At 30.0% G+C, this 26,034-nt stretch carries 27 protein-coding genes; 21 read left to right on the top strand and 6 right to left on the bottom strand.

Features of this window, described 5'->3' with window-relative positions:
* Nucleotides 1–13 precede the first annotated feature (13 nt).
* The 5 genes from hflX to glnA all read left to right on the top strand — a co-directional run bounded on the left by hflX (nt 14) and on the right by glnA (nt 5,585).
* Nucleotides 14–1,252: a GTPase HflX gene (hflX, locus tag AC2FB1_RS06185; RefSeq protein ID WP_490674409.1), complete on the top strand. Its 1,239-nt coding sequence runs from the start codon at nt 14–16 to the stop codon at nt 1,250–1,252.
* Between the two features lie 25 nt (nt 1,253–1,277).
* Nucleotides 1,278–2,516: a methionine gamma-lyase family protein gene (locus tag AC2FB1_RS06180; RefSeq protein WP_490674408.1), complete on the top strand. Its 1,239-nt coding sequence runs from the start codon at nt 1,278–1,280 to the stop codon at nt 2,514–2,516.
* 141 nt (nt 2,517–2,657) lie between these two features.
* Nucleotides 2,658–3,641 carry a tRNA dihydrouridine synthase gene (locus AC2FB1_RS06175; protein ID WP_490674407.1) on the top strand — a complete coding sequence of 328 codons (984 nt, stop codon included), beginning with the start codon at nt 2,658–2,660 and terminating at the stop codon, nt 3,639–3,641.
* Between the two features lie 244 nt (nt 3,642–3,885).
* Nucleotides 3,886–4,224, top strand: a complete 339-nt coding sequence (locus tag AC2FB1_RS06170) for a MerR family transcriptional regulator (RefSeq protein ID WP_490674424.1) — start codon at nt 3,886–3,888, stop codon at nt 4,222–4,224.
* A gap of 20 nt (nt 4,225–4,244) precedes the next feature.
* Nucleotides 4,245–5,585: a type I glutamate--ammonia ligase gene (gene glnA / locus AC2FB1_RS06165; RefSeq protein ID WP_490674406.1), complete on the top strand. Its 1,341-nt coding sequence runs from the start codon at nt 4,245–4,247 to the stop codon at nt 5,583–5,585.
* A 245-nt stretch (nt 5,586–5,830) separates the two neighbouring features.
* Here the strand turns inward: glnA and AC2FB1_RS06160 are convergent, their stop codons facing one another.
* On the bottom strand, nt 5,831–6,856 hold the full coding sequence (locus tag AC2FB1_RS06160; RefSeq protein ID WP_490674405.1) for a threonine aldolase family protein: 1,026 nt from the start codon (nt 6,854–6,856) through the stop codon (nt 5,831–5,833).
* A gap of 214 nt (nt 6,857–7,070) precedes the next feature.
* Here AC2FB1_RS06160 and AC2FB1_RS06155 point away from each other — a divergent pair, with 214 nt between their 5' ends.
* The 6 genes from AC2FB1_RS06155 to AC2FB1_RS06130 all read left to right on the top strand — a co-directional run bounded on the left by AC2FB1_RS06155 (nt 7,071) and on the right by AC2FB1_RS06130 (nt 12,223).
* A complete protein-coding gene (locus AC2FB1_RS06155; RefSeq protein ID WP_490674404.1) occupies nt 7,071–7,265 on the top strand; it encodes a hypothetical protein in 195 nt (64 codons plus the stop codon).
* Between the two features lie 32 nt (nt 7,266–7,297).
* Entirely contained in the window at nt 7,298–8,779 is a 1,482-nt protein-coding gene (gene cls, locus AC2FB1_RS06150; RefSeq protein ID WP_490674403.1) for a cardiolipin synthase, read from the top strand.
* A 143-nt stretch (nt 8,780–8,922) separates the two neighbouring features.
* Nucleotides 8,923–9,798 (top strand): ABC transporter ATP-binding protein, encoded by an 876-nt coding sequence (locus tag AC2FB1_RS06145; protein ID WP_490674402.1) that lies wholly within the window; start codon nt 8,923–8,925, stop codon nt 9,796–9,798.
* Nucleotides 9,795–10,529: an ABC transporter permease gene (locus AC2FB1_RS06140; protein ID WP_490674401.1), complete on the top strand. Its 735-nt coding sequence runs from the start codon at nt 9,795–9,797 to the stop codon at nt 10,527–10,529. Before AC2FB1_RS06145 ends, AC2FB1_RS06140 begins: the two co-directional genes overlap by 4 nt.
* Entirely contained in the window at nt 10,530–11,624 is a 1,095-nt protein-coding gene (locus AC2FB1_RS06135; protein ID WP_490674400.1) for a sensor histidine kinase, read from the top strand.
* Nucleotides 11,621–12,223, top strand: coding sequence for a response regulator (locus AC2FB1_RS06130; RefSeq protein WP_490674399.1), 603 nt, complete (start codon nt 11,621–11,623; stop codon nt 12,221–12,223). The genes AC2FB1_RS06135 and AC2FB1_RS06130 overlap by 4 nt, the downstream gene beginning before the upstream one ends.
* A gap of 96 nt (nt 12,224–12,319) precedes the next feature.
* On the opposite strand, the gene AC2FB1_RS06125 is transcribed toward AC2FB1_RS06130, so the two are convergent.
* Nucleotides 12,320–12,511, bottom strand: coding sequence for a hypothetical protein (locus AC2FB1_RS06125; RefSeq protein WP_002448766.1), 192 nt, complete (start codon nt 12,509–12,511; stop codon nt 12,320–12,322).
* Between the two features lie 168 nt (nt 12,512–12,679).
* On the opposite strand from AC2FB1_RS06125, the gene nucI reads away from it, so the two are divergent.
* On the top strand, nt 12,680–13,225 hold the full coding sequence (gene nucI, locus AC2FB1_RS06120) for a thermonuclease NucI (RefSeq protein WP_490674398.1): 546 nt from the start codon (nt 12,680–12,682) through the stop codon (nt 13,223–13,225).
* A 51-nt stretch (nt 13,226–13,276) separates the two neighbouring features.
* On the opposite strand, the gene AC2FB1_RS06115 is transcribed toward nucI, so the two are convergent.
* Nucleotides 13,277–14,134, bottom strand: a complete 858-nt coding sequence (locus AC2FB1_RS06115; RefSeq protein WP_490674397.1) for a hypothetical protein — start codon at nt 14,132–14,134, stop codon at nt 13,277–13,279.
* Nucleotides 14,135–14,452: 318 nt separating this feature from the next.
* Between AC2FB1_RS06115 and AC2FB1_RS06110 the strand changes: the two genes are divergently transcribed.
* Complete coding sequence (locus AC2FB1_RS06110) at nt 14,453–15,034, top strand: hypothetical protein (protein ID WP_490674396.1); 582 nt, start codon at nt 14,453–14,455, stop codon at nt 15,032–15,034.
* A gap of 51 nt (nt 15,035–15,085) precedes the next feature.
* Here the strand turns inward: AC2FB1_RS06110 and AC2FB1_RS06105 are convergent, their stop codons facing one another.
* Entirely contained in the window at nt 15,086–16,465 is a 1,380-nt protein-coding gene (locus AC2FB1_RS06105) for an aspartate kinase (protein ID WP_490674395.1), read from the bottom strand.
* A gap of 201 nt (nt 16,466–16,666) precedes the next feature.
* Here AC2FB1_RS06105 and AC2FB1_RS06100 point away from each other — a divergent pair, with 201 nt between their 5' ends.
* The 4 genes from AC2FB1_RS06100 to AC2FB1_RS06085 are packed head-to-tail and all read left to right on the top strand — an operon-like array spanning nt 16,667 to nt 20,785.
* Nucleotides 16,667–17,944, top strand: a complete 1,278-nt coding sequence (locus AC2FB1_RS06100) for a homoserine dehydrogenase (RefSeq protein ID WP_490674394.1) — start codon at nt 16,667–16,669, stop codon at nt 17,942–17,944.
* A 5-nt stretch (nt 17,945–17,949) separates the two neighbouring features.
* Entirely contained in the window at nt 17,950–19,011 is a 1,062-nt protein-coding gene (gene thrC, locus AC2FB1_RS06095) for a threonine synthase (protein ID WP_490674393.1), read from the top strand.
* A 1-nt stretch (nt 19,012) separates the two neighbouring features.
* Entirely contained in the window at nt 19,013–19,930 is a 918-nt protein-coding gene (thrB, locus tag AC2FB1_RS06090) for a homoserine kinase (protein ID WP_490674392.1), read from the top strand.
* Between the two features lie 51 nt (nt 19,931–19,981).
* Entirely contained in the window at nt 19,982–20,785 is an 804-nt protein-coding gene (locus AC2FB1_RS06085) for a Cof-type HAD-IIB family hydrolase (RefSeq protein ID WP_490674391.1), read from the top strand.
* Nucleotides 20,786–20,869: 84 nt separating this feature from the next.
* Here AC2FB1_RS06085 and AC2FB1_RS06080 read toward each other — a convergent pair whose 3' ends face one another.
* Together AC2FB1_RS06080 and AC2FB1_RS06075 are read right to left on the bottom strand one after the other, a co-directional pair.
* Complete coding sequence (locus AC2FB1_RS06080) at nt 20,870–21,184, bottom strand: hypothetical protein (protein WP_490674390.1); 315 nt, start codon at nt 21,182–21,184, stop codon at nt 20,870–20,872.
* A 203-nt stretch (nt 21,185–21,387) separates the two neighbouring features.
* Nucleotides 21,388–22,836, bottom strand: a complete 1,449-nt coding sequence (locus tag AC2FB1_RS06075) for an amino acid permease (RefSeq protein WP_490674389.1) — start codon at nt 22,834–22,836, stop codon at nt 21,388–21,390.
* Nucleotides 22,837–23,089: 253 nt separating this feature from the next.
* Here AC2FB1_RS06075 and rpmG point away from each other — a divergent pair, with 253 nt between their 5' ends.
* The 4 genes from rpmG (at nt 23,090) to AC2FB1_RS06055 (ending at nt 25,975) form a co-directional block, all read left to right on the top strand.
* Nucleotides 23,090–23,239, top strand: a complete 150-nt coding sequence (gene rpmG / locus AC2FB1_RS06070; RefSeq protein WP_001265708.1) for a 50S ribosomal protein L33 — start codon at nt 23,090–23,092, stop codon at nt 23,237–23,239.
* A gap of 170 nt (nt 23,240–23,409) precedes the next feature.
* Nucleotides 23,410–23,679, top strand: coding sequence for a 30S ribosomal protein S14 (gene rpsN, locus AC2FB1_RS06065; protein WP_490674388.1), 270 nt, complete (start codon nt 23,410–23,412; stop codon nt 23,677–23,679).
* A gap of 278 nt (nt 23,680–23,957) precedes the next feature.
* Complete coding sequence (gene guaC, locus AC2FB1_RS06060) at nt 23,958–24,935, top strand: GMP reductase (protein WP_490674387.1); 978 nt, start codon at nt 23,958–23,960, stop codon at nt 24,933–24,935.
* A 14-nt stretch (nt 24,936–24,949) separates the two neighbouring features.
* On the top strand, nt 24,950–25,975 hold the full coding sequence (locus AC2FB1_RS06055; protein ID WP_490674386.1) for a CAP domain-containing protein: 1,026 nt from the start codon (nt 24,950–24,952) through the stop codon (nt 25,973–25,975).
* The last annotated feature ends 59 nt before the right edge of the window (nt 25,976–26,034 follow it).

The raw sequence follows: 26,034 nt of genomic DNA, 5'->3' as shown, positions 1-26,034 counted from the left end.
GGAGATGTATATCATGGCTCAGCAACGCACTTATGATACAAAGAAAAGGCTAGAAACTGCTGTATTAGTTGGTGTACATGCTCAAATTGATCATCAATATAATTTTGAATCCACAATGGAAGAATTAGAAGCTTTAGCGTTGACTTGTCAACTAGATGTTAAAGGACAAGTCACTCAAAATAAAGACCAATTTGATTATAAATATTATGTAGGGAAAGGTAAGATTGACGAAATTAAAGCTTTTATAGAGTTTCATGATATCGATGTTGTTGTAACAAATGATGAATTAACAACAGCACAATCAAAAACATTAAATGATAGTTTGGGCATTAAAATTATTGATAGAACACAACTCATTCTTGAAATTTTTGCTTTAAGAGCGCGTAGTAGAGAAGGTAAACTACAAGTTGAGTTAGCTCAACTTGATTACTTATTACCTAGATTACAAGGACATGGAAAAAGTTTATCACGTTTAGGCGGAGGAATTGGAACGCGTGGTCCTGGTGAAACAAAATTAGAAATGGATAGACGTCATATTAGAACACGTGTGAATGAAATTAAGCATCAACTTAACACAGTGGTCGAACATCGTGAAAGATATCGTAATCAACGTGAACAAAATCAAGTATTTCAAATTGCACTTATTGGTTATACCAATGCTGGAAAATCTTCTTGGTTTAATGTTTTAGCAAATGAAACAACATTTGAAAAAGATTTATTATTTGCCACGCATGACCCTAAAACACGACAAATACAAATTAATGATGGTTTTAATTTAATTATTTCTGATACCGTAGGCTTTATTCAAAAATTACCAACAACGTTAGTAGCAGCATTTAAGTCGACATTAGAAGAAGCAAAAAGCGCAGATTTACTTCTACATGTTGTTGATGCGAGTCATCCAGAATATCGCACCCAATATGATACAGTTAATCAATTGGTGAAAGACTTAGATATGGATGACCTTCCACAAGCGGTCATTTTTAATAAAAAAGATCAGTGCTCTGTAGAGATTGATGCACCGGTATCAAATCATCCATCTGTATTTGTATCAAGTCGTAATAATGAAGATAAATTAAAAGTGAAACAGTTACTATTTGAACAAATAAAAGCATCATTATCCTATTACGAAGAAACTGTATCTAGTATAGATGCTGATAGATTATATTTCTTAAAACAACATACACTTATCGAAGAAATGAAATTCGATGAGAATAATGAAAATTATATCGTTAAAGGGTATAAAAAATAATTATATATAAAGGAAGATAAATTGCATGTTAGATATTCAACACATCGTTTCTGAAGTAGAAGAAACGTTAGCACCTTTTTTTAAAGAAATTGAAGAAACTGCTTATATCAATCAAGAAAAAGTTCTTGATGCTTTTCATCATGTTAAGGCGAGCGAGAATGATCTAGTAGGTTCTACAGGATATGGTTATGACGATTTTGGACGTGATCATTTAGAAGAAATATATGCTCATACGTTTAAAGCGGAAGATGCAATTGTTAGACCTCAAATTATTTCAGGTACTCATGCCATTACATTAGCGTTGCAAAGTACACTTAAATATGGGGATGAACTGATGTACATTACTGGAAGTCCTTACGATACCCTACTTGAAGTGATTGGTGTTAATGGAAACGGTATTGAAAGTCTTAAAGAGCATGGCGTAACGTATAAAGAAGTTGCATTAAAAGATGGAATGATGGATATTGAAACGATTTTAAATACTATTTCAAAGCAAACAAAAGTCGTAGCTATTCAACGTTCTAAAGGATATGGACAACGTCCTTCAATTACAGTTGATGAAATAGAAAATGCTATTTCTCAAATTAAACAACAATATCCAAATGTAATCATTTTTGTAGATAATTGCTACGGAGAATTTGTAGAGCGTCGAGAACCAATAGAAGTAGGTGCTGATTTAATTGCAGGGTCATTAATAAAAAATCCTGGTGGCGGATTAGCGAAAATTGGCGGTTACATTGCAGGAAGAAAAGATTTAATCGAACGATGTGGTTATCGTTTAACTGCGCCTGGTATTGGTAAAGAAGCGGGTGCTTCATTATCTTCATTACAAGAGATGTATCAAGGCTTCTTTTTAGCACCACATGTTGTGAGTCAAAGTTTAAAAGGCGCATTATTTACAAGTTTACTTCTTGAAAAAATGAATATGAACACAGTACCAAAGTATGATGCTAAGCGTACTGACTTAATTCAAACCGTTCAATTTGATACAAAAGAGCAGATGATTGCATTTTGTCAAAGTATTCAACATGCGTCACCAATAAATGCACATTTTAGTCCTGAACCTAGTTATATGCCTGGTTATGAAGATGATGTCATCATGGCAGCGGGAACATTTGTGCAAGGCTCCTCTATTGAATTATCAGCAGATGGTCCGATTCGTCCACCTTATGAGGCATATGTGCAAGGTGGTCTAACTTATGAACATGTTAAAATCGCAGTAACACGTGCGGTAATGAATTTAAAAGAACAGAATTTAATTTAAAATAGTACTAGAAAATATTTATAAATATATAGCAATATAAGTAATAAGAGTGAATGTTCTTTTGTATATAGATTTAATTTATGGTAATATATCATGGTTAATTATATGTGATACTAATAAATAAGAAGGTTTAATTTAATTATGAAAGAAAATTTTTGGAATGAATTGCCACGTCCATTTTTCATTTTAGCGCCGATGGAAGACGTGACAGACATTGTTTTTCGACATGTAGTAAGTGAAGCAGCGAGACCTGATGTATTTTTTACTGAATTTACAAATACTGAGAGTTTTTGTCATCCAGAAGGAATACATAGTGTACGAGGACGTTTAACATTTAGTGAAGATGAACAGCCTATGGTTGCTCATATATGGGGCGATAAGCCAGAACAATTTAAAGAAATGAGTTTCGGTTTAGCAGATATGGGCTTTAAAGGTATTGATTTAAATATGGGGTGTCCAGTCGCAAACGTTGCTAAAAAAGGTAAGGGCTCTGGATTAATTTTGCGACCAGAAAGAGCAGCTGAAATTATTCAAGCGACCAAAGCAGGTGGACTACCTGTAAGTGTTAAAACACGTTTAGGTTACTATAATATAGATGAATGGAAAGAATGGTTAAGACATGTGTTTAAACAAGACATTGCAAACTTATCCATCCATCTTCGTACTCGTAAAGAAATGAGTAAAGTCGACGCACATTGGGAATTAATTGAAGCCATTAAAGAAATGCGCGATGAAGTGGCACCTCAAACATTATTAACTATCAATGGTGATATTCCCGATAGACAAAAAGGAATGGAACTTGCAACGAAATATGGTGTTGACGGAGTCATGATTGGAAGAGGTATCTTCCATAATCCTTTTGCATTTGAGAAAGAGCCACGTGAACATACAAGCAAAGAACTTTTAGATTTATTTAGATTACATTTAGAGTTGTTTGAAAAGTATTCAAATGATGAAACACAACAATTTAAAAGTTTACGACGTTTCTTTAAAATTTATGTGCGAGGTATTAGAGGTGCAAGTGAATTACGCCATCAACTAATGAGTACAGAAACTGTTGATGAAGCTAGAACATTACTTGATGACTTTGAAGTAAAAATGAAAAACAACCATATTGAAGCTTAATGTTTTTAAAATTTAACAATAAGAATAAGTTATTTTGTTGATGAATTAAAAAATATTTTTTGAATAGTAAAGGCCCATAGATGACTGTATCTACGGGCTTTTATTGTTATATGTGAGAGATATTTGAACTTTATGTCAGAAAACCTAACATATTTTTGTATTTCATATTAATCTATGCTAAATTATAAACAAGTTCAAAAGTAGAGGTGAGGTTGTAGTGTCTAATGATACAATAAGACGTAATATGGCCGTGTTCTCTATGAGTGTTGTTTGCAAATTGACAGAACTCACAGCAAGACAAATACGTTATTATGAAACACATGAACTCATTAAGCCCGAACGTACCGAAGGAAATAAAAGGTTATTCTCTATGAATGATTTAGAGAGACTTTTAGAAATTAAAGCATTAATTGAAAAAGGTTTTAATTTAAAAGGTATCAAACAAATAGTTACAAATAATCAAGGGCATTTAACTACCGATGAACAAGAGACGAGAAAAAGAATGATTGTAGATGCAACTCAGAAACCGCGAAGTGAAGCTTTACCGATAAATCGTGGCGACTTATCACGATTTATTAATTAATAACTTGGAGGATGTCTACCATGCCAAAACGTACTTTTACAAAAGATGATATTCGCAAATTTGCAAAAGAGGAAAATGTAAGATACTTAAGATTACAGTTCACTGATATTTTAGGTACAATTAAAAATGTTGAAGTTCCAGTAAGTCAATTAGAGAAAGTGTTAGATAATGAAATGATGTTTGACGGATCTTCAATCGAAGGTTTCGTACGTATTGAAGAATCAGATATGTACTTATACCCAGACTTAGACACTTGGGTTATCTTCCCATGGACAGCAGGTCAAGGTAAAGTAGCACGTTTAATTTGTGATGTATATACAACTGACGGTGAACCATTTGCTGGTGACCCACGTACTAACTTAAAACGTGTATTAAAAGAAATGGAAGAATTAGGTTATACAGATTTCAATTTAGGACCTGAACCAGAATTCTTCTTATTCAAGTTGGATGAAAAAGGTGAACCAACATTAGAATTAAACGATGATGGTGGTTACTTCGACTTAGCACCAACTGATTTAGGTGAAAATTGCCGTCGTGACATCGTACTTGAATTAGAAGATATGGGCTTCGATATCGAAGCAAGTCACCATGAAGTAGCACCAGGGCAACACGAAATTGACTTCAAATATGCAGATGCAATTTCAGCATGTGACAACATTCAAACATTTAAATTAGTTGTTAAAACAATTGCACGTAAACATCACTTACATGCGACATTTATGCCAAAACCATTATTTGGTGTAAACGGAAGCGGTATGCACTTTAACGTATCTTTATTTAAAGGTAAAGAAAATGCATTCTTTGATCCAAATGGTAAAGATCAATTAACTGAAGATGCATATCATTTTACTGCAGGTATCTTAAATAATGCACGTGGATTTACAGCTGTATGTAATCCATTAGTAAACTCATATAAACGTTTAGTACCTGGTTACGAAGCACCATGTTACATTGCTTGGAGTGGTAAAAACCGTTCTCCATTAGTACGTGTACCTTCTTCAAGAGGATTATCAACTCGTATTGAAGTACGTTCAGTTGACCCAGCTGCTAACCCTTACATGGCTTTAGCTACAATCTTACAAGCTGGTTTAGACGGTATTAAAAACAAAACTAAAGTACCAGAACCAGTAAACCAAAATATCTATGAAATGAATCGTGAAGAACGTGAAGCAGTAGGTATTCAAGATTTACCATCTACACTTTACACTGCATTAAAAGCAATGCGTGAAAACGATTCAGTTAAAAAAGCTTTAGGTAATCATATCTACAATCAATTTATTAATTCTAAATCTATCGAATGGGACTATTACAGAACTCAAGTGTCTGAATGGGAACGCGATCAATATATGAAACAATACTAATCGCTAAGCAAAAAGGGGAAAGACTTAGGGATATAAGAAGTTAAGGCATTTGCCTTAGCTTCTTTTTTAATTATTTTAGGTAAATAAAGCTATTAAAATGAATATAATCTTCTGGGTAATGATACTTTCTCTAATAATTATTAAAGGATATAAAGAAATCATGATAAACTATAAACATATTATGTAAACTTATTAGAAAAGACCATAAGCATAGTATCTTAAGGTCTGTTTTTAATTTATTATGACTAAATTAATTCTAAAAGTTTGTCTACATTTTCTTCAGTTGTTGCCCAACTTGTCGCAAATCTAACTACACGATGTGTATCATCATGTTTTTCCCAAATAGCAAATTTTACTTTACTTTGAAGATCTTTAATTTTATCATCATTTAATATGAAAAATTGTTGATTAGTAGGTGAATCAAAATATACCTTATATCCTTTATCGATAAATCCTTTCTTCATTTTATTCGCCATATTAATAGCATGTCTACTAATGTCGAAATACAAGTTGTTAGTGAACAATTCTAAAAATTGTATACCAACTAAGCGACCCTTTGCAAGTAAGGCACCGTGTTGTTTAATACGTGTAGTGAAATGTTTAGGTTCATTATTTTTTGTGAAAACAATTGCTTCACCACATAATGCTCCAATTTTAGTACCCCCTATATAGAAAATATCGCAGTATTTAGCAATATCTTCAATTGTGACATCTGTTTCATCACTCATTAAACCATAACCTAAACGTGCGCCATCCATAAATAATGGAATATTATGTTCTTTACAGACTTCTGATAAGTTTTTGAGTTCTTCTTTACTATATAACGTTCCATATTCAGTAGGATGAGAAATGTAAACCATACCCGGAAATACCATATGTTCGCGTTTGAAATCACTATAAAAAGTTTCAAGGTAACTATTCACTTCTTTAGGTGAAATCTTACCTTCTTGAGAAGGTACTGCTAATACTTTATGACCACTAAATTCTATAGCTCCGCCTTCATGTACTGCCACATGACCTGTATTAGCTGAAACAACCCCTTCATATGGCTCTAATACAGTATTTATAACAACTTGATTTGTTTGTGTACCGCCAATTAAGAAGCGAACAGTGGCTTCAGGGCATTGAATCGTTTTTCGAATTTGATCAGCGGCGTGTTTTGAAAATTGATCATCCCCATAACCCGAAGCTTGAATATAATTTGTATCAATAAGACGTTGTAAAACTTTTGGATGTGCACCTTCTAGGTAATCATTTTCAAAAGATATCATCGAATTCCTCCCTAATTTCCTTATGCTTATTCTAAACTGATTATTCTGAAAAATTTAATAGAATGTCTTTAGTATACACTACCTTTTTACTAATGTGAATTTAATAGAATAAAAATTGAATTGTAAGCGCTTCGAAAAAAATTATACAATTTAGTTGATAATTATATGTAAAAAGACTACTATTTAAACAAATATATGAAATGGAGTGGTACAAATGAGTAAAATAAAATTTAAGAGGATTCAAGAACATACAATTACAGAATTAGAAAATGAAATTAATCAATATTTAGCAAGTGAAGAAGGAAGTCGCTATGAATTATTAAATGTTTCAATTGATAAAATTGAAGAACGTCAATTTCCTAATAATGAAGAAGTATTAAGCGCCTTTTTAATATTAGTCGATAAATAAAAGTTGAATTTTAGAAGTAGGAGTTTAGATTTATGATAAGTCTTTTTGGCCCTAAGATAGGCACAATATTTAATATCATTTTAGCGCTTGGATTTTTAGTTAACTTAGTATTAGCATTTATTTTAATTTTTCTAGAGCGTAACAGACGTAGTGCATCATCAACATGGGCGTGGTTATTTGTCTTATTTGTATTACCAGTGCTTGGATTTATTCTATATCTATTTTTCGGAAGAACAGTTTCAAAAAGAAAAATGGAGAAAAATAATGGTAAAGAATTAGATGTTTATAAAGATTTGATTGATGAACAAGCACATAAAATTGATCATCATAACTATCATACAGAAAATAAACAGCTACAAAATCATCAAGACATGGCAAGAATGCTATTAAAGAAACAAGATGCTTTTATTACTGAAGACAATAAAATTGATTTATTTACTGATGGTCATGAATTATATGAGAAAGTAATTGAGGATATTTATAATGCAAAAAACTACGTACATTTAGAGTACTTTGGATTTGAGTTAGATGGTCTAGGTAAACGAATTATCGATGCTCTAGAAACAAAGTTGGAAGAAGGTTTAGAAGTTAAATTACTCTACGATGATGTGGGTTCAAAAAAATTAAAGCGTCGCAAATTTAAACGTTTTGAATCATTAGGTGGAGAAGTCGAAGCATTTTTTGCATCTAAACTACCAATTATTAACTTTAGAATGAATAATCGCAACCATCGTAAAATTATTGTTATTGATGGTCAAATCGGGTATATTGGTGGATTTAACGTAGGTGACGCTTATTTAGGTTTAGGTAAACTAGGATACTGGAGAGATACGCATTTAAGAGTACAAGGTGATGTTGTAAATGCACTTCAAATTAGATTTATTCTTGATTGGAACTCTCAAGCACATCGTCCACAATTCGAATACGATAATAAGTATTTTACTAAAAAGAAAGTATACGATGGTCATTCAGCCATTCAAATTGGTTCAAGTGGACCTGCATATGAACTACACCAAATTGAGTTTGGATATACCAAAATGATTATGAGTGCGAAAAAATCTATTTATATTCAAACACCTTACTTTATACCAGATCGAGCTTACATTAACGCATTGAAAATGGCAGCCAATACTGGCGTTGATGTTAACATAATGATTCCATGTAAACCTGATCATCCATTTGTCTACTGGTCTACATTTTCAAATGTTGCTGAATTACTTGAATATGGAGTAAAAGTGTATACGTATCAAAATGGATTTATACATTCTAAAATGTTAATGATTGATGATGAAGTCAGTAGTGTAGGTTCATCTAATATGGACTACAGAAGCTTTGTATTGAACTTTGAAGTTAATGCATTCGTATATGATGAACAATTAGCTAAGAAGCTAAAAGAGGCGTATAAAGAAGATATTAAAAAGTCTAAACACCTTACACTTGAGAAATATAAAAAACGTCCATTATCAATTAAATTCAAAGAAGATATTTCCAAATTATTATCACCAATCTTGTAAGAATTAATAAAACCGACAAAGCATTGTGCTTTGTCGGTTTTATTAATGTGACAATTGTCATTTGAAAATAGTGACATTTTTATCTGAAATTATAACTTGTTTGTTGATAAATTATTTATATTAACAAAAGGAAGTGATGAGTTATGATTCAAATTCGACATTTATCCAAAAAATATAATGGGAAGACAGTATTGAAAAATATATCACTAAATATAGAAAAGGGTATTAGTACTGCATTAATAGGAAAAAATGGAGCCGGAAAATCAACTTTAATCAATATTTTAATTAATCATTTGAAAGCAGAAACGGGAGAAATTATAGATATAGATCATTTATTAAATTTAAATCATATTGGTGTATTATTTCAAAAAACTTCTTTTCCTAGGCTAATAAAAGTAAAAGAATTATATAAATTATTTTGTCAACTATACAAGGATGCAATTTCAATAGATGAATTTAAAAAAATTACAAAATTGAATGATAGCCAGTTGAATCTGTATGCAAATAACTTATCTGATGGACAACAACGTATATTAGATTTTGGATTGTGTTTAATAGGTAAACCAAAGCTTCTCATTTTAGATGAGCCTACTGCAGCTATGGATATTGAAATGAGAGAACATTTCTGGACAATGGTAGGGAAATTAAAAAAAGAAAAAGTATCGATTTTTTATACTTCTCATTATATTGAAGAAGTGGAGCGAATGGCAGATAAAGTTATATTTCTTGATCAAGGCATTATTAAGTTAAATGATTCACCTAGAAATATATTAGCCAACCAACATTATTCAATAATTAAAGTACCAAATACAGTAGACAATAATTTACAGAATTTAACAAATTATTTTGATGTAAAAATTGAAGATACTATTTTAAAAATTAAAACATCTGATGTTAAGAAAGTAATATATTATTTGGAAAAATTAAATATAAATTTAAATGATATTACTATTGAAAAGCAAACATTGTTAGAAACAATTTTATTTGCGGACGTAAAAAGAGGTAGGGATTCGAGATGAATAATATTATTTTATTAAAAACAGAATTGAAAATTATTTTTCGAAAGAAATTAACTACTTTCTTATCAATCATATTACCGGTAGGCTTTTATTTATTATTTACTTCTTTACTAGACTTACCAGAAGAGGCGAAACAGCAGTTCTATAAAGAATATATGTATAGTATGACAGTGTTTAGTTTGATGAGTTTTTGTTTAACGCAATTTCCTTTAGACATTATAGAAGAAAGAAATACAGGTTGGTTTAAACGATTAATGGTTACTCCCTTATCCAGTAAAATCTATTTTATCACTAAAGTAATAAAAACAATGTTGTTATTTTTATTATCTATTCTTTTAATATTTGTTGTTGCTCATCTTTATAAAAATGTAAATATGAGTATACAACATTGGTTACTTTCAGGTGTGTCGTTATGGATAGGTGCAAGTTTATTTTTAACCTTAGGATTAGTAATCGCTCAATTTAATGAGACACAAAAAGCAAGTAGTATAGCCAATATAGTTAATATGGTGTTAGCGATATTAGGAGGATTGTGGTTTCCAGTTCAAACATTTCCAATTTGGTTACAAAAAATTTCGAAAATTACTCCAACATATCATTTGAAAAATTTGGCACTGGAATTAGTTAAAAATCAAGGATTAAATATTACTTCATTATTTACTTTAATTGTATATAGTATAATGTTTTTAATTATTGCAATGTGGATTAACCAAAGAAAAGAAGTGAACTAGATGGAAAAAAGAAAATGGAGTATTAGGTTAGGAGAACTTTCTACACTTTTATATTTGTTATTTCCAATTATAAGCATCTTTAATGAAAAACGAGGTTCTCAAACTGTATATTTAATTGTTTTAGTAATTTTTATTATTTCATATCTTATGTTGGTATTATATTATTATCGATTCAATAAAAAAGTATTATATATCTTACTAGTGCTTCATTATTTAGGAATTATATATTTTGTTTATACTATTAATCCAATGAATAGCTTATTCTTTTTCTTTAGCGCATTTGCATTACCTTTCATGTTTGAAGTAACAATTAAGTCTAAAGAATTTATTACATTTATAATTGTAATGCTTTTATGTCTCACAATTACAAGTTTTTATCAAATAGAATATGTTTCTGTATTAATTATCTTTTATTTAGTTATTTTAATTATTACACTAGGAAATTTTAAAACTAAAAAAGATAGAGCATTAAAAAAAGAAATAAAAGAGAAAAATAAGTATATTAATACATTAATTGCAGAACAAGAACGACAACGTATAGGGCAAGATTTACATGATACACTAGGTCATGTATTTGCAAGTCTTAGTTTAAAATCAGAATTGGCATATAAGTTAATTGATAAAGATCAAGAAAAAGCTAAAAATGAGATATTAGCGATTAACCAAATTTCAAAAGATACATTAAGCAAAGTAAGAATTATTATTGAAAATTTGAAATCTCAGAGCTTTGAAGAAGAAATTCAATCCGTAAAAACTATTTTAAAAGATGCAAATATTCAATTTGAATTTAAAAATATAAGAAGTGTTAATGTTTTAAATCCAACAAAACAAACTATATTGTCAATGATTTTGAGAGAAGCAATAAATAATGTTATTAAACATGCAAATGCTAGTAAAATCTGTTGTGAGGTTAGACAAGAAAAAAATGAACTCTACTTAATTATTCAAGATAATGGAAAAGGTTTAAACGATAAAGAAGACATTAAGTTAGAAAGTATAGAAAATAGAGTTCAATTTCTTAATGGAAAACTAGAAATTAAAGATGAAAGTGGTATGCATATACGTATTATAATACCAAGAGAGGATACTAAATGATTAGCATTATAATAGCAGAAGATCAATATATGTTGCGAAAAGCGATGGTTCAACTGATTGAATTCAACGACCAAATGAAAGTGATTGAGGACTGTGCTAATGGGGTTGACGCATTTGAGTTTATTGAAAAGTATCATCCAGATATTGCTATATTAGATATTGAAATGCCTGGACTGACAGGATTAGAAGTATTAGTTAAAATAAAAGAATTTAAATTAGATACTAAAGTCATTATTGTAACAACATTTAAAAGACCAGGTTATTTCGAAAAAGCTGTGGCTAATGATGTAGATGCATACGTATTGAAGGAACGTTCGGTAGAAGATTTAATACAAACTATTCAAAACGTCATGAAAGGTGAAAAGGAGTATAGTACTTCATTAATGACTACTTTATTTAAAGAATCTAATCCCTTAACACATAAAGAACAAGTTGTATTACGTGAAATTGGAAATAATCTAAGTAGTAAAGAAATTGCAGAAAAACTTTATCTCTCAGATGGAACAGTAAGAAATTATACGTCTAATATAATTGATAAATTAAATGCAGATAATCGGTTTAATGCTTGGAAGAAGGCAAAAGAAAAAGGATGGATATAAAAGTAAGTAAAAGATTTTAAATCATATATATAAAAGACTGAATTGAATGATATTTAATTCAGTCTTTTATTGAGAGTGACATTGTATGATACTCCCTTATTTATCTTTTCGTTTACGTATAATACTTTGAATAATATAAACAATAAATCCAACTAAAATGCCTAACAATACTGCTATAACAACCGAAACAATAATAGGCAGTTTATAAACGATTTGTAAAATAACGCCAACAATAATAGCAATTACAACAGCAATCATCGTGACTAAATTTTCATTACGTTCGCTCATATATTTCACTCCTAACATGTATAATTATATCATGTTGAATATCAATTAATCATTTTTTGAAAATAAATTTAATATAGGTAGACTTTTTAGGTCGAAAGTATTGATTGATAATTAAATACATATTATATATTATATTTGAGTAATAAAAATATAATATAGGAGGCACCTATGAATTCAAAGAAAAATTTAACAATAATTGTTCTTGCTGTCATTGTTATTGGCGTATTAGCATTTCAATTTTTAAATCATACAGGGCCATTTAAAGACGGTAGTCAGCATCCTTCATCTAATTCAACACAGACAGAATTTAAAGGAAAAGAGAAAGTCCACGTTGAGGGTGTTGTAGATGGAGATACATTTGTGGCTAAGAAATCAAATGGTGAGCAAATTAAGGTACGTTTAATTGGTGTTGATACACCAGAAACGGTTAAACCTAACACACCAGTTCAACCTTATGGGAAGGAAGCTTCTAATTACAGCAAACAACATTTAAATAATAAAGATGTGTATTTAGAATATGATAAGGAAAAAGAAGACCGTTATGGTCGTACATTAGCCTATGTATGGTTAGATGAAAAAACAATGTATAACGAAGAATTAGTTAAAAAAGGATTAGCTCGTGAAAAATACTTCTCACCTAACGGTAAATATAGAAGTACATTTGAAAAAGATGAACAGCAAGCTAAAAAAGATAAAGTGAATCTTTGGAGTTAAAAAATGAGTATGGGAGAACATTCGTTAAGAATGTTCTCCCATACTCATTTTTTAATTATGAAAGTTTTCAACAATAGTATTAACTTGAGTTTTAGATAGTGGGTGTTTAGATAATTCAATAGCATTATTAATAACAGATTCTAAAGAAGATTTAGTGGATACTGTATCAATATATTTCTCTCTTTCATCGGCACCTTCAATTATATTAACACTACCATCACTAAAATAAATGACACCAATACTTTGAATTTTATGATTAAAATATTTTTCAATGCCATCTTTTAAGATTTTTGCGTTAATAGCAGCTTGTTCATAAGGATCATGTTGATAAAATTCATAGATGACTCGATTGTTTTGAATTTTTTCAACAAAAGTATATATTTCATTACGATTTGAATCAAATTGACTATGATATTGTTTACTAATATAATGACCTACAATTTGTTCTACACTTTGATCATCACCCTCTAAGTGATCAGAAGTAGGTAAATCAAAATGATAAAATGTTTTTTGTTTCCAACTTTTAACGTCAATATTAATAAGACCTACGTCAGACACAACTATATAGTCAAATGTTCTTGCATACTCAAACAGTGGATGTTTAGTAGCTAAATTACTAGTCGTAATGATATTATAATATTTTAATTTTCCTGAATCTTTAAAACGGTCTAAGATATCTTGTAACGCACGTTTAGCATTACGTTTTGAATGAGGACTAATCTCGTTATTAGAACTTAATATTTTATTTTTAAGTTCTAAATTTTCTTTACTAAGTAAAGAATTTTTAGAGACTATTTGATTTTTAGCGTAAACTTCAGTATCTATTCTATCTTGCATGTATCTTTGATTGAGTACAAATGCAAATATAAGAATAACAATAATAATCATCAGAATAATCGTATGTGTCATATTCTCACCTCCTGTTTCATATTTGTAAATTAGAAGATTAATGATTAAATTAATTTTCTATAGAAATCAATAATTAATTATAAACAAAATATATTTATTGTTCAATAAACAAAAAATGATAATTTAAGTTGAAAAAGAACATAATAACAGGATATAATTTATTCATTATTATAAATATAAAATTGTATAAAATTTTGTCCTCTAATCTAAAGAAGAGTTAGAAGATTTACAAATTTTTCACAAATTAAAAATTGAAAACATTAAATTGTGTTTGTATAATTAACATATGAAAGCGTTTCCTTTAAGGAGGACAGTTGTATGTCTCATCACCAAAATCATGTAGAAGAACTAGTTGGAATATTAAAAAATCAATGCCGTACAGCATTCAAATTTCACGGTGAAGTTGCTATTCAACTATTTTTAAATGAACTTTTTGAATTACCTTCGAAAGTCGATATTTGTGTAGAAAGAAAACGAATCGTAGAGGTTTTAAAAGTTATTCCTTCAAGTTATACATTTAAATATTATGATAAGTCCAATCATAACATGGATAATGATAATTTAGATATTCCATCTATTTCTCATATAAACGTTGTTAATAATGATAAAGTTATTTTATGTATTTTTATTTATGATGTTATAAATGAGGAATGGATATTTAGACTAAACACTAATATCCGACTACCTAAAAATAGTATTTATTTTCATTCATTAACTTGGGATGTCGATTATATCAAACCTGAAATCGTGTTAATGTATGATTTACTAGATTATCAACTAAACAATTCAAAAGCTAATTATAAGTCAGTTTTAGATGCTCTGAGCTATTATCAATTTGTGATTTTAAAAATGGTAGTGGGAGAGCATAAAATTAAAAAAGCACTTACACAAAAAGTTTAATATAAAAAATCTGAGATAAAATAAATGTCTCAGATTTTTTTTGTGTAATTGTCATTTAGGACATAAATTTTTTAAGCATACACCATGATAGCAATACTCATAAGTTGATAACACAGCTTTATCTGCATTTTCTCTTGAAATACCAAACATCATAGAAATTTCAGAAGCCCCCTGATTAATCATTTTTAGGTTGATATTGGATTCTGCTAGAGCATGTGTGATTTTGTTAGCAGTTCCGACAGATTGAGTCATTCCTTCACCGACAATCATTAATATGGCAAGGTCATGATCAATGCTTAATTCATCAATATCACATTTTTTTCTAATAGCACTCAATACTTCATTCTCTTTGTCTTTGATTTGATTAGAACGCATTATAATACTAATATTATCAATACCTGATGGCATATGATCGAAAGAGATATGATAGTCTTCTAATATTTCTAAAATTCTTCTTGTAAAACCAATTTGTCTATTCATTAAGTATTTCTTGATATTAATAACTGTGAAATCTTTATCGCAACTAATGCCAATAATTTGATTTTTATCTGTGACTTCACGATCATGGCGAATAAAGGTTCCTTTGTCCTCTGGATGATTTGTATTTTTAATTACTACGGGTATTCTATGTTTATATAAAGGCTGTAACGCTTCATCGTGAAATACACTAAATCCTGCATATGATAACTCACGCATTTCTCTATATGTAATTTCTTCAATAAGTTCAGGATTTTCAATTACATTTGGATTTGCTTTAAAAATTCCAGATACATCTGTAAAATTCTCATATAACGAAGCTTTAATACCACGCGCTATGATTGCCCCTGTGATATCCGAACCGCCCCTTGGAAATGTAACGACATAGTTATGTTTAGAAACACCAAAGAAACCTGGAATAATAATTTTCCCTTCAATTTCTCTTAATTTATAAATTTTATCATAAGATTCTTCTAAAATTTGTGCTTGTTGTGGTAAGTCTGTTACTAAGATACCAGCATCTTTTGGTGATAGATAGGTTGTTTTGATGCCTTGTGAATCGTTGTATTTAGCAATGAGTTGAGCATTAAAATTCTCACCACATGATAATAATGCATCATATAAACGATCATGCTTATCGTTTAATTGTTTAATGAGTGTTTCAAGTGTTTCATTTATTGTTTCTAAGAGTGTAGACTCCATATTTAATTCTTCTAAAATATCTGCATAACGTTGAATAATCTCTCTTTTTTTATCTTGATAATCCAAATGATTGATTACTTTTTCATATAAACGAATAAGTAAGTCAGTCGTTTTAACATCATCCTTATGTCTTTTACCTGGTGCAGATACAATAATTATTTTTCTGTCTGGGTCATCATTGACGATATTTAGGACTTTTTTAATTTGTGTTGCATTTGAAACAGAACTTCCACCAAACTTAGCAACTTTCATAAAATTTACCAACCTTTCTAAAAAATCAGAAAATTCTATTTAATTTCCTGATTCTACATGATAATATATATCTACATATTCACTTTTTACTCTTAAAAAGGCCTATTCAATTAATTCGATTTAATAGTATAATAAATTTAAGTATTTTTCAATAAAACAATTGTACTTCTCAATAATACAAATAGGAGGAAGATAAAAGTTATGAAAGAATTAAACATCGCTTTATTGGGCTTAGGAACAGTAGGCTCTGGTGTAGTAAAAATTATTGAAGAAAATCGGCAACAAATTAAAGATACTCTAAATAAAGATATTGTTATTAAACATATTTTAGTAAGAGATGCTTCTAAAAAAAGATCTATTAATATTAGTCAATATCATTTAACAGAAGACGTTAATGAAATTTTAAATGATGATGACATTGATATAGTTATAGAAGTAATGGGAGGGATTGAACCAACTGTTGATTGGTTGAGAGAGTCTTTAAAAAGAAAAAAACATGTCATTACAGCAAATAAAGATTTACTAGCTGTGCATTTAGAATTACTAGAGAATCTAGCAGAACAACAGGGCGTAGCTTTAAAGTTTGAAGCAAGTGTTGCAGGTGGTATTCCTATTGTTAATGCAATTAACAATGGGTTAAATGCAAATAACATCTCTAAGTTCATGGGTATTTTAAATGGTACGTCAAATTTTATCCTTTCAAAAATGACAAAAGAACAAACTTCTTTTGAAGATGCACTTGATGAAGCCCAAAGATTAGGCTTTGCTGAGGCGGATCCCACTGATGATGTAGAAGGTATTGATGCAGCTAGAAAAGTGGTCATCACATCTTATCTATCATTTAACCAAGTAATTAAGTTAAATGATGTGAAAGTAAGAGGTATTAGTGAAATAACATTATCTGATATTAATGTAGCTGATAAATTGGGTTATAAGATTAAATTAATTGGTAAAAGTACATATCATCATAGCAAAGTTAAAGCATCAGTTGAACCAACCTTAATACATAAATCACATCAACTTGCAGCGGTAGAAAATGAATACAATGCAATCTACGTTATTGGAGATGCTGTAGGAGATACAATGTTTTATGGTAAAGGGGCAGGTAGTTTAGCTACAGGAAGTGCAGTAGTGAGTGATTTATTAAATGTGGCACTTTTCTTTGAATCAAATCTGCATACACTACCACCTCATTTTGAATTAAAAACAAATAAAACTCGAGAATTAATGGATAATGATGACACAATTGCTATTGGAGAAAAATTAAATTACTACGTTGTCATTCATAGTGATGAATCAATTGATAAGCTTAAAGATCAACTTAAATTAGATTTACCATTTCATAAATCGCTTCAAATAGAACAACGGGATGCTAGTTCTTATGGAGTTGTGATTATTGGGGTAGATCGATCACCTGAGCAACTATTTAGTAAAGCAGATTACAACATTGAAAAAATTTACCCAGTTGAAGGAGTTTAATGATTATGAAAAGATGGCAAGGTTTAGTAGAAGAATTTAAAGCGTATTTACCAGTTAATGAAAATACGCCTAAACTTACTTTAAATGAAGGGCATACGCCACTGATTCATTGTGCACATATATCAGAAATGCTAGATATTGATTTATATGTTAAATATGAAGGCGCCAATCCAACCGGTTCTTTTAAAGATAGAGGGATGGTAATGGCTGTAACAAAAGCGAAAGAACAAGGAAAAAAAGTAGTTATTTGTGCTTCAACAGGTAACACATCTGCTTCAGCAGCAGCTTATGCTGCACGTGCAGGCTTAAAAGCAATCGTAGTGATTCCAGAAGGAAAGATTGCTTTAGGTAAACTCTCACAAGCAGTTATGTATGGTGCAGAAATTGTCTCAATTGAAGGTAACTTCGATGAAGCGTTAGAGATTGTTAAAGAGATTGCACAAAATGATGATGACATTGAATTAGTAAATTCTGTTAATCCATTTAGAATAGAAGGACAAAAAACAGGGGCATTTGAAATTGTAGAGCAATTAGAAGGAGCTCCGGATGTACTAGCAATACCAGTAGGAAACGCAGGAAACATTACTGCTTATTGGAAAGGGTTTAAAGAGTATCATGAGAAAAAGGAAAGTCAACTTCCTAGATTATTTGGTTTCCAAGCAGAAGGTGCTTCACCGATGGTTCAAAATAAAGTAGTTAAAAATCCTGAAACAATTGCTACAGCTATCCGTATCGGCAACCCAGCAAGTTGGAAAAAAGCAACTACTGCATTAGAGGAATCAAAAGGTCTTATCGATAGCGTGACTGATGATGAGATTTTAGAAGCATATCAATTAATGACATCTAAAGAAGGAGTATTTAGTGAACCAGCAAGCAATGCTTCGATTGCCGGTTTAATTAAATTACATCGCGCAGGAAAATTGCCGAAAGGTAAAAAAGTAGTAGCAATATTAACTGGTAATGGCCTGAAAGATCCGGATACTGCCATTTCAATTTTAGACAATCCAATTCAACCGCTTCCTAACAATAAAGAGAGTATTATCAATTATATTAAGGGAACGCTTTAATATGAAACCATCACTTTATCTAAAAATACCTGCATCAACTGCTAATTTAGGAGTTGGATTTGATTCTATTGGTATGGCAATTAATAAGTATTTATACTTATATGCTGAGAAAGCGGAAGGAAGTAACTGGGAATTTAAATATTTAAATGAAGAATTAGAATCTTTACCAAAAGATAAAAGTAATTATGTCTATCAAGTTGCACAACAAGTAGCTGAAAAATATAATGTGACATTACCTAATTTAAAAGTATCAATGAGAAGTGAAATTCCATTAGCAAGAGGCTTAGGGTCATCTGCATCCGCTTTAGTTGGAGCATTATATATTGCTAACTACTTCGGTAATATTCAATTGTCTAAATATGAATTACTTCAACTAGCCACTGAAATAGAAGGACACCCTGATAATGTAGCGCCTACAATTTATGGTGGATTACTCGCAGGATATTATAATCCTGAAACGAAAGAAACAAATGTGGCACATATTGATATACCTGATGTAGATGTGATTCTTACTATTCCAACATATGAACTCAAAACTGAAGAGTCACGTAGTGTACTTCCAGACAATTACTCTCATAAAAAAGCAGTTCAAAATAGTGCGATTAGCAATACAATGATTTGTGCATTAATTCAACATAATTATGAACTTGCTGGAAAAATGATGACACAAGATGGTTTTCACGAACCTTATCGTCAGCACTTGATCTCTGAATTTGAAAAAGTAAAGGCCCTAGCTAAAAAATATGATGCTTATGCCACTGTGATTAGTGGAGCAGGTCCCACTATATTGACGTTTAGTCGTAAAGAAAAAAGTGGAGAACTTGTTAGAACATTAAAATCAGAAATAACAACCTGTGATTCTGAACATGCTACAATTAATAATGTAGGTGTTATTGAAGAAGTTGTGTATCCTTCATAAAATTATTGTAAAATAGATAAGAGCAAAATATGAAAGGAGAGCAACTAAGAAATGAGTAACTATAAAATGATTGTTATGGATATGGATGATACTTTAATGACAAGCAATAATGAAGTTAGTCCTGAAACCAAAGACTATTTAATTCAATTACAAGAAGAAGGATATAAGATTGTTTTAGCCTCTGGAAGACCAACTGAAGGAATGATTCCAATAGCTAAAGAATTAAAGTTAGGTTATTATCAAAGCTACATCATTAGTTATAATGGCGGTAAAACAATTAATGCTAAAACAGATGAAATTGAAGTAAGTAAAAGTGTAACTAAAGATAATTTTGATGAAATTACAGATTATTGTCGCGAAAAAGGCTTTTTAACATTAACGTATCAAGACGGACAAATTATCTTTGATACAGAACATGAATATCGTAAAATTGAATCAAAATTAACTGGTTTACCTATGAAACAAGTGGATGATATTAAAGCGTATATTCAGTCTGACGTACCTAAAGCAATGGGCGTTGATTATGAAGAAAATATTTTAAAAGCACGTAACGAATTAAATGGAACATTTAATTCGGATATTGATGTGACAACGAGTAAACCTTTCTTCCTGGAATTCATGGCTAAAGATGTTTCTAAAGGTAATGCAATTAAAGCTTTATGCGAAAAGTTAAATATTTCATTATCAGAAGTGATTTGTTTTGGAGATAGTCTCAATGATCAATCAATGTTTGAAGTTGTGGGATATGCAGTAGCAATGGGAAATGCGAGTGAAGAATTAAAAAAAATTGCAGATAAAGTTACATTAGATAATGATTCTAATGGTATACCAGTAGCACTTAAAGAATTGCTATAAAACATTTATATAAATTAAAGAGGAAGCGGAATGAATTCATATTGAATGATGTTCCGCTTCCTGTTTTTTTGTGAGCATTACTAATTATTTAGCAGTGTGTGTCCAGTCATGTTTACCTTTATTTCTTTTTACATGGGCATATACTTGATCAGCTGCATAATCTAAATTTGTATATACCGTTATTGTATATGCAGATTGGTTATATTGAAATGGTTCATCTAGAAATACATCTTTTAAATGTGTAAATAAGTTTTCCATTTGATCATGAGTTAGACTAGGATACTCTCGTAATGTACGCTTCAGTAGTTGTCCATTTCTTTCTTCTAGAGATTGTACGACAATAACAAAACGTTCATCACTCTTTATTACATCATCAAATAGATTTGTTTGACCTACCATACTTAGTCACCTCTAAGTCGTTATTGTTATACTCATTATACAAAATAAACTACTATTAGAAAATATCAATATTATGTTCAGTAATAAAAGTGGTGTGGAGTTGAATTCATTTTGAATTTGTTATCTCATCACGGCCTCGAACTCAACGTATTAAAAATGCCTGAGACAATTAATTTTGTCCCAGGCTTAGATAAATGATGATATTAATCATGATAATGGTGAGGGGTAAGGTCCATGTTATCTAATTTTACAAATTTAGTTTTGCGAATAAGTTTATGCACGATAAAAATAAGTGCTAAGATAACCAAAGGCATGATATTAGTGAAAAAATCGCCTATATTACCGTTAAATAAATCACCGATAGAATTACCAAAGTATAAGAAAATTAAAGTAGCGAATACAATGATAGGACCTAAAGGGAAAAGTGGTGATTTGTAAGGTAATAAAGTATTAATATCTTTACCTTGATGTTTAATACCTCTACGTAAACGTATTTGAGCCCATGCACTTATTGCCCATACAATAATAACTAAAGACCCAATAATGTTTAATAAACTAAATACTGCATTAGCATAGAAATTAGCGAGAATAATAATTGCTACTACTAAAATGTATGTAGTGACTATAGCACGCATTGGCAATTTTGTTTTATTGTTTAATTTATTTAAAAACTTTGGAGCTTGTTTTTCATTACTCAAAGAGAAAAGCATTCTACTTGTTGTATACATTCCAGAATTCGCTGCAGATAGTAATGATGTAAGAATAACAGCATTAATAATTGATGCAGCAAAAGCTATACCGATACGATCGAAAACGATAGTGAACGGACTTTGAGATACCGATTGATTTTTATTTAATAATAATGGATCAGTATAAGGAATAATAGCTGCAATTACTACAATAGATAAAACATAAAATAATAAAATTCTCCAAAATACTTGTTTAACAGCTTTTGGCATTGTTTTTTCAGGATTATCAGATTCACCTGCAGTGACAGCCACAACTTCTGTACCACCCACAGAAAAACCTGCTACAAGTAATACTGCTAAGAAACCAGATAAACCGCCTACAAAAGGTGCTTGCCCTTTAGTATAATTCTCAAATCCATATGTATGTCCACCAAGAATACCAAAAATCATTAATATACCAACTACAATAAATACTATGATTGTGACTACTTTAATTAATGATAACCAAAATTCTGTTTCACCAAATGCTTTAACTGTAAAGATATTTAATAGGAATATAATTGTTATAAAAATTAAACTCCATACTAGAGGACTGAAAAATTTAAATACATCCCAAAAAAATAAAACATTAGAAGCTACCATTACATCAACGCTCGATACTAAAGACCATAGAATGTAATATAACCATCCCATTGTAAAACCGATAGATGGATCAATGAAACGAGTAGCATATGAACTAAATGAACCAGATACAGGATAAAATGTAGCAAGTTCTCCAATAGATGACATTAAAAAGTAAAGCATGATGCCAATCAATAAATAAGCTAAAATAGCTCCTCCGGGACCTGCCTGAGAAACGACGCTACCTGTAGCAACAAAAAGGCCAGTGCCTATTGCACCTCCGATAGCAATCATAGATATGTGTCTTGATTTAAGACCACGTTTCATATTGTTATCTTCCATATAATATCTCCTAAATTAAAATTAAAATATACAAATCATTTTAATCGTTTTAGTTCAAGTATTCAATAACTTTTGAACAATTTGTTTTAAAAATTTTAAATTTTCTGACTTTTTTAAATAATCGTTATTTTTTATTAAAGAAGAAGGATTGACTTGATGAAATCAAAAAATTTATTGCGTAGGAATAAAGGATATGGTAAAATTTTAAATCGTAAGAATTCCTAATTATATACAACAAGAAAGGATGTTAATGATGCGCGTTAATGTAACTTTAGCTTGCACTGAATGTGGCGATCGTAATTATATTACAACAAAAAATAAACGTAATAATCCTGAGCGTATTGAAATGAAAAAATATTGCCCAAGATTAAATAAATACACGCTACACCGTGAAACTAAATAATTCCTTATCTTTTAAATACGACAAAAAGATAAAATAATTTAGACTCATACATGTTTAAGACAAATAACATGTATGAGTTTTTTATTTTAAAATAAAGAGCCTTGTAAATTTTTAAAAGTATGTTAATATATAAAACGTAATAATTACGATTTGTAAAAAGGAGATTATGTATGGCTAAAAAATCTAAAATAGCTAAAGAATTGAAAAGAGAAAAATTAGTAAATCAGTATTATGAATTACGTAAAGAACTTAAAGAGAAAGGAGATTATGAAGCATTAAAAAGATTGCCAAGAGATTCATCTCCAACACGTTTAACAAGAAGATGTAAAGTTACAGGACGTCCTAGAGGTGTAATGAGAAAATTTGAAATGTCTAGAATTGCATTTCGAGAACATGCACATAAAGGACAAATTCCTGGTGTGAAAAAATCTAGTTGGTAATTAAAACTAATACTTTAGTCCATTTACATTGTATTTAAAAAATTGTAAAGTAAATAAGGATATAAATAATGAGAGCGAGAAAAAAGTGATTTCTCGCTCTAACTTATGTTATAAATGAATTTGTAAAGATTAGATACTTTATCTAGTTTTGAAATTAAATTGCTCTATAGTTATATTATTCTAATTATTTAGAACCTATAAGTGATTCAATCGTCTAAGAGTTTATTTATGTCCTACATCGTTTTTTAAATTTAAAATGTATAGGGGAAATTTAAAGTATGAAAATTTTTGATTATGAAGATATTCAATTAATTCCAAATAAATGTATTGTTAATAGTAGATCTGAGTGTGACACGACTGTACAATTCGGACCTAAAACTTTTAAGTTACCAGTGGTTCCTGCAAATATGCAAACAGTTATGAATGAATCTTTAGCTGAATGGTTTGCAGAAAACGACTATTTTTACATTATGCATCGTTTTGATGAAGCGAGCCGTATTCCATTTATCAAAAAAATGCAAGATAAAGGGCTTTTCGCTTCGATTTCAGTTGGTGTAAAAGAAACTGAATTTGAATTTATAGAAAAGCTAAAATCTGAGCACCTAATACCTGAATATATTACGATTGATATCGCTCATGGTCATGCTAATTCGGTTATTAACATGATTAAGCATATAAAAAAACATATTCCTCAATCATTTGTTATTGCTGGTAATGTTGGAACACCTGAGGGAGTAAGAGAATTAGAAAATGCTGGTGCAGATGCTACTAAAGTTGGTATAGGTCCAGGACGAGTATGTATTACAAAGGTTAAAACAGGATTTGGTACAGGAGGATGGCAATTAGCTGCATTAAATATTTGTAGTAAAGCTGCACGTAAACCCATAATTGCTGATGGTGGTATTAGAACACATGGAGACATCGCTAAATCTATTCGATTTGGAGCTACTATGGTTATGATTGGTTCATTATTCGCTGCTCATGAAGAATCTCCAGGTGAAACGGTTGAATTAGATGGAAAGTGTTATAAAGAATATTTTGGTAGTGCTTCTGAATTCCAAAAAGGTGAACATAAAAACGTTGAAGGTAAAAAAATGTTTGTTGAACACAAAGGTTCATTACAAGATACATTAATTGAAATGCAACAAGACCTTCAAAGTTCGATTTCGTATGCAGGTGGCAAGGATTTAAAATCACTAACTACAGTTGACTACGTTATTGTAAGAAACTCAATTTTTAATGGCGATAGAGATTAATACATGTTTAGTGGGTGAATGTTATTAAAAAGTTTCTTTTATTTACTGCAATATTTTTGTTATTTATCTTTATAAAACCTATGGAAGAAACTCAATTTTTTATTAATTTGCAAAATAATGTAAGAGACAAAATAGAATATTTAATGAATGAGGACACAAGTTCTAAAAATAACCTACTTAAGGTTCCAAACAAACAAGAATTTGCAGTTAATAATATTCAATTAAATATGTCTCAAAAAGAAGTAGAAAGTAAGATAGGACGACCCAAAAGAGTGACTTCAAATGAATATGGTACAAAATGGTATACTTATTATAATAATGATTATCAAAATTTCTTAATGGTAAGTTACATTAATAATAAAGTAACTGCTTTGTTTAGTAATCAAAATATTATAACTTCAAAATCTAAAATCAAATACAATACTCCTAAAAGGGTGGTCGAACAGCGTCTTGGTAAACCAGTAGATAAAATTGCAAAAGGACGTTATCGTTTTGTTGTAAAAAATAATGAATATGATATTTTTTATAAAGATAATATTTATACAACAGTATTTTACGATAAACATAATCAAAATAACTTAACAGCTTTATTGCAAGTGAGTGAATCAATGGAAAATCGATTACAAAAGCAATATGGTGCACCATCTACAACGCTAGAAAAAAGCTTTGAATATCAAAATTTTGATTTAGTTAATGCAGAAAGAAAACAACACGGATTAAATACATTGGATTATTCTAAAAAAATATCTAATACTGCAAGAAAACATAGTGAAGATATGGTTAAAAATAATTATTTTGATCATACTGATTTAAATGGTCATTCACCTTTCGATAGAATGAAACGTGATGGTATTCAATTTAATACTGCTGCCGAAAATTTAGCTTATGGTCAACAAAGTAGTATTTATGCTCACGAAGGACTTATGAATTCTCTAGGACACCGGGAAAATATTTTAAATACGCACGTTAATACATTAGGTGTAGGTGTAGATTTTAATAATCATCGACAACCATTTTGGACAGAAAACTACACAGGATAATGTTTGATTTATAGTATATAGGGGTATTTTCTTTTTGCAAGGAAGTTGATATTATGCCT

Source organism: Staphylococcus sp. CoH_129_LAB_1, from assembly GCF_058191515.1.
Note: the sequence above shows the minus strand (reverse complement) of the source record. Positions and strands in the feature narration are given on the sequence as shown.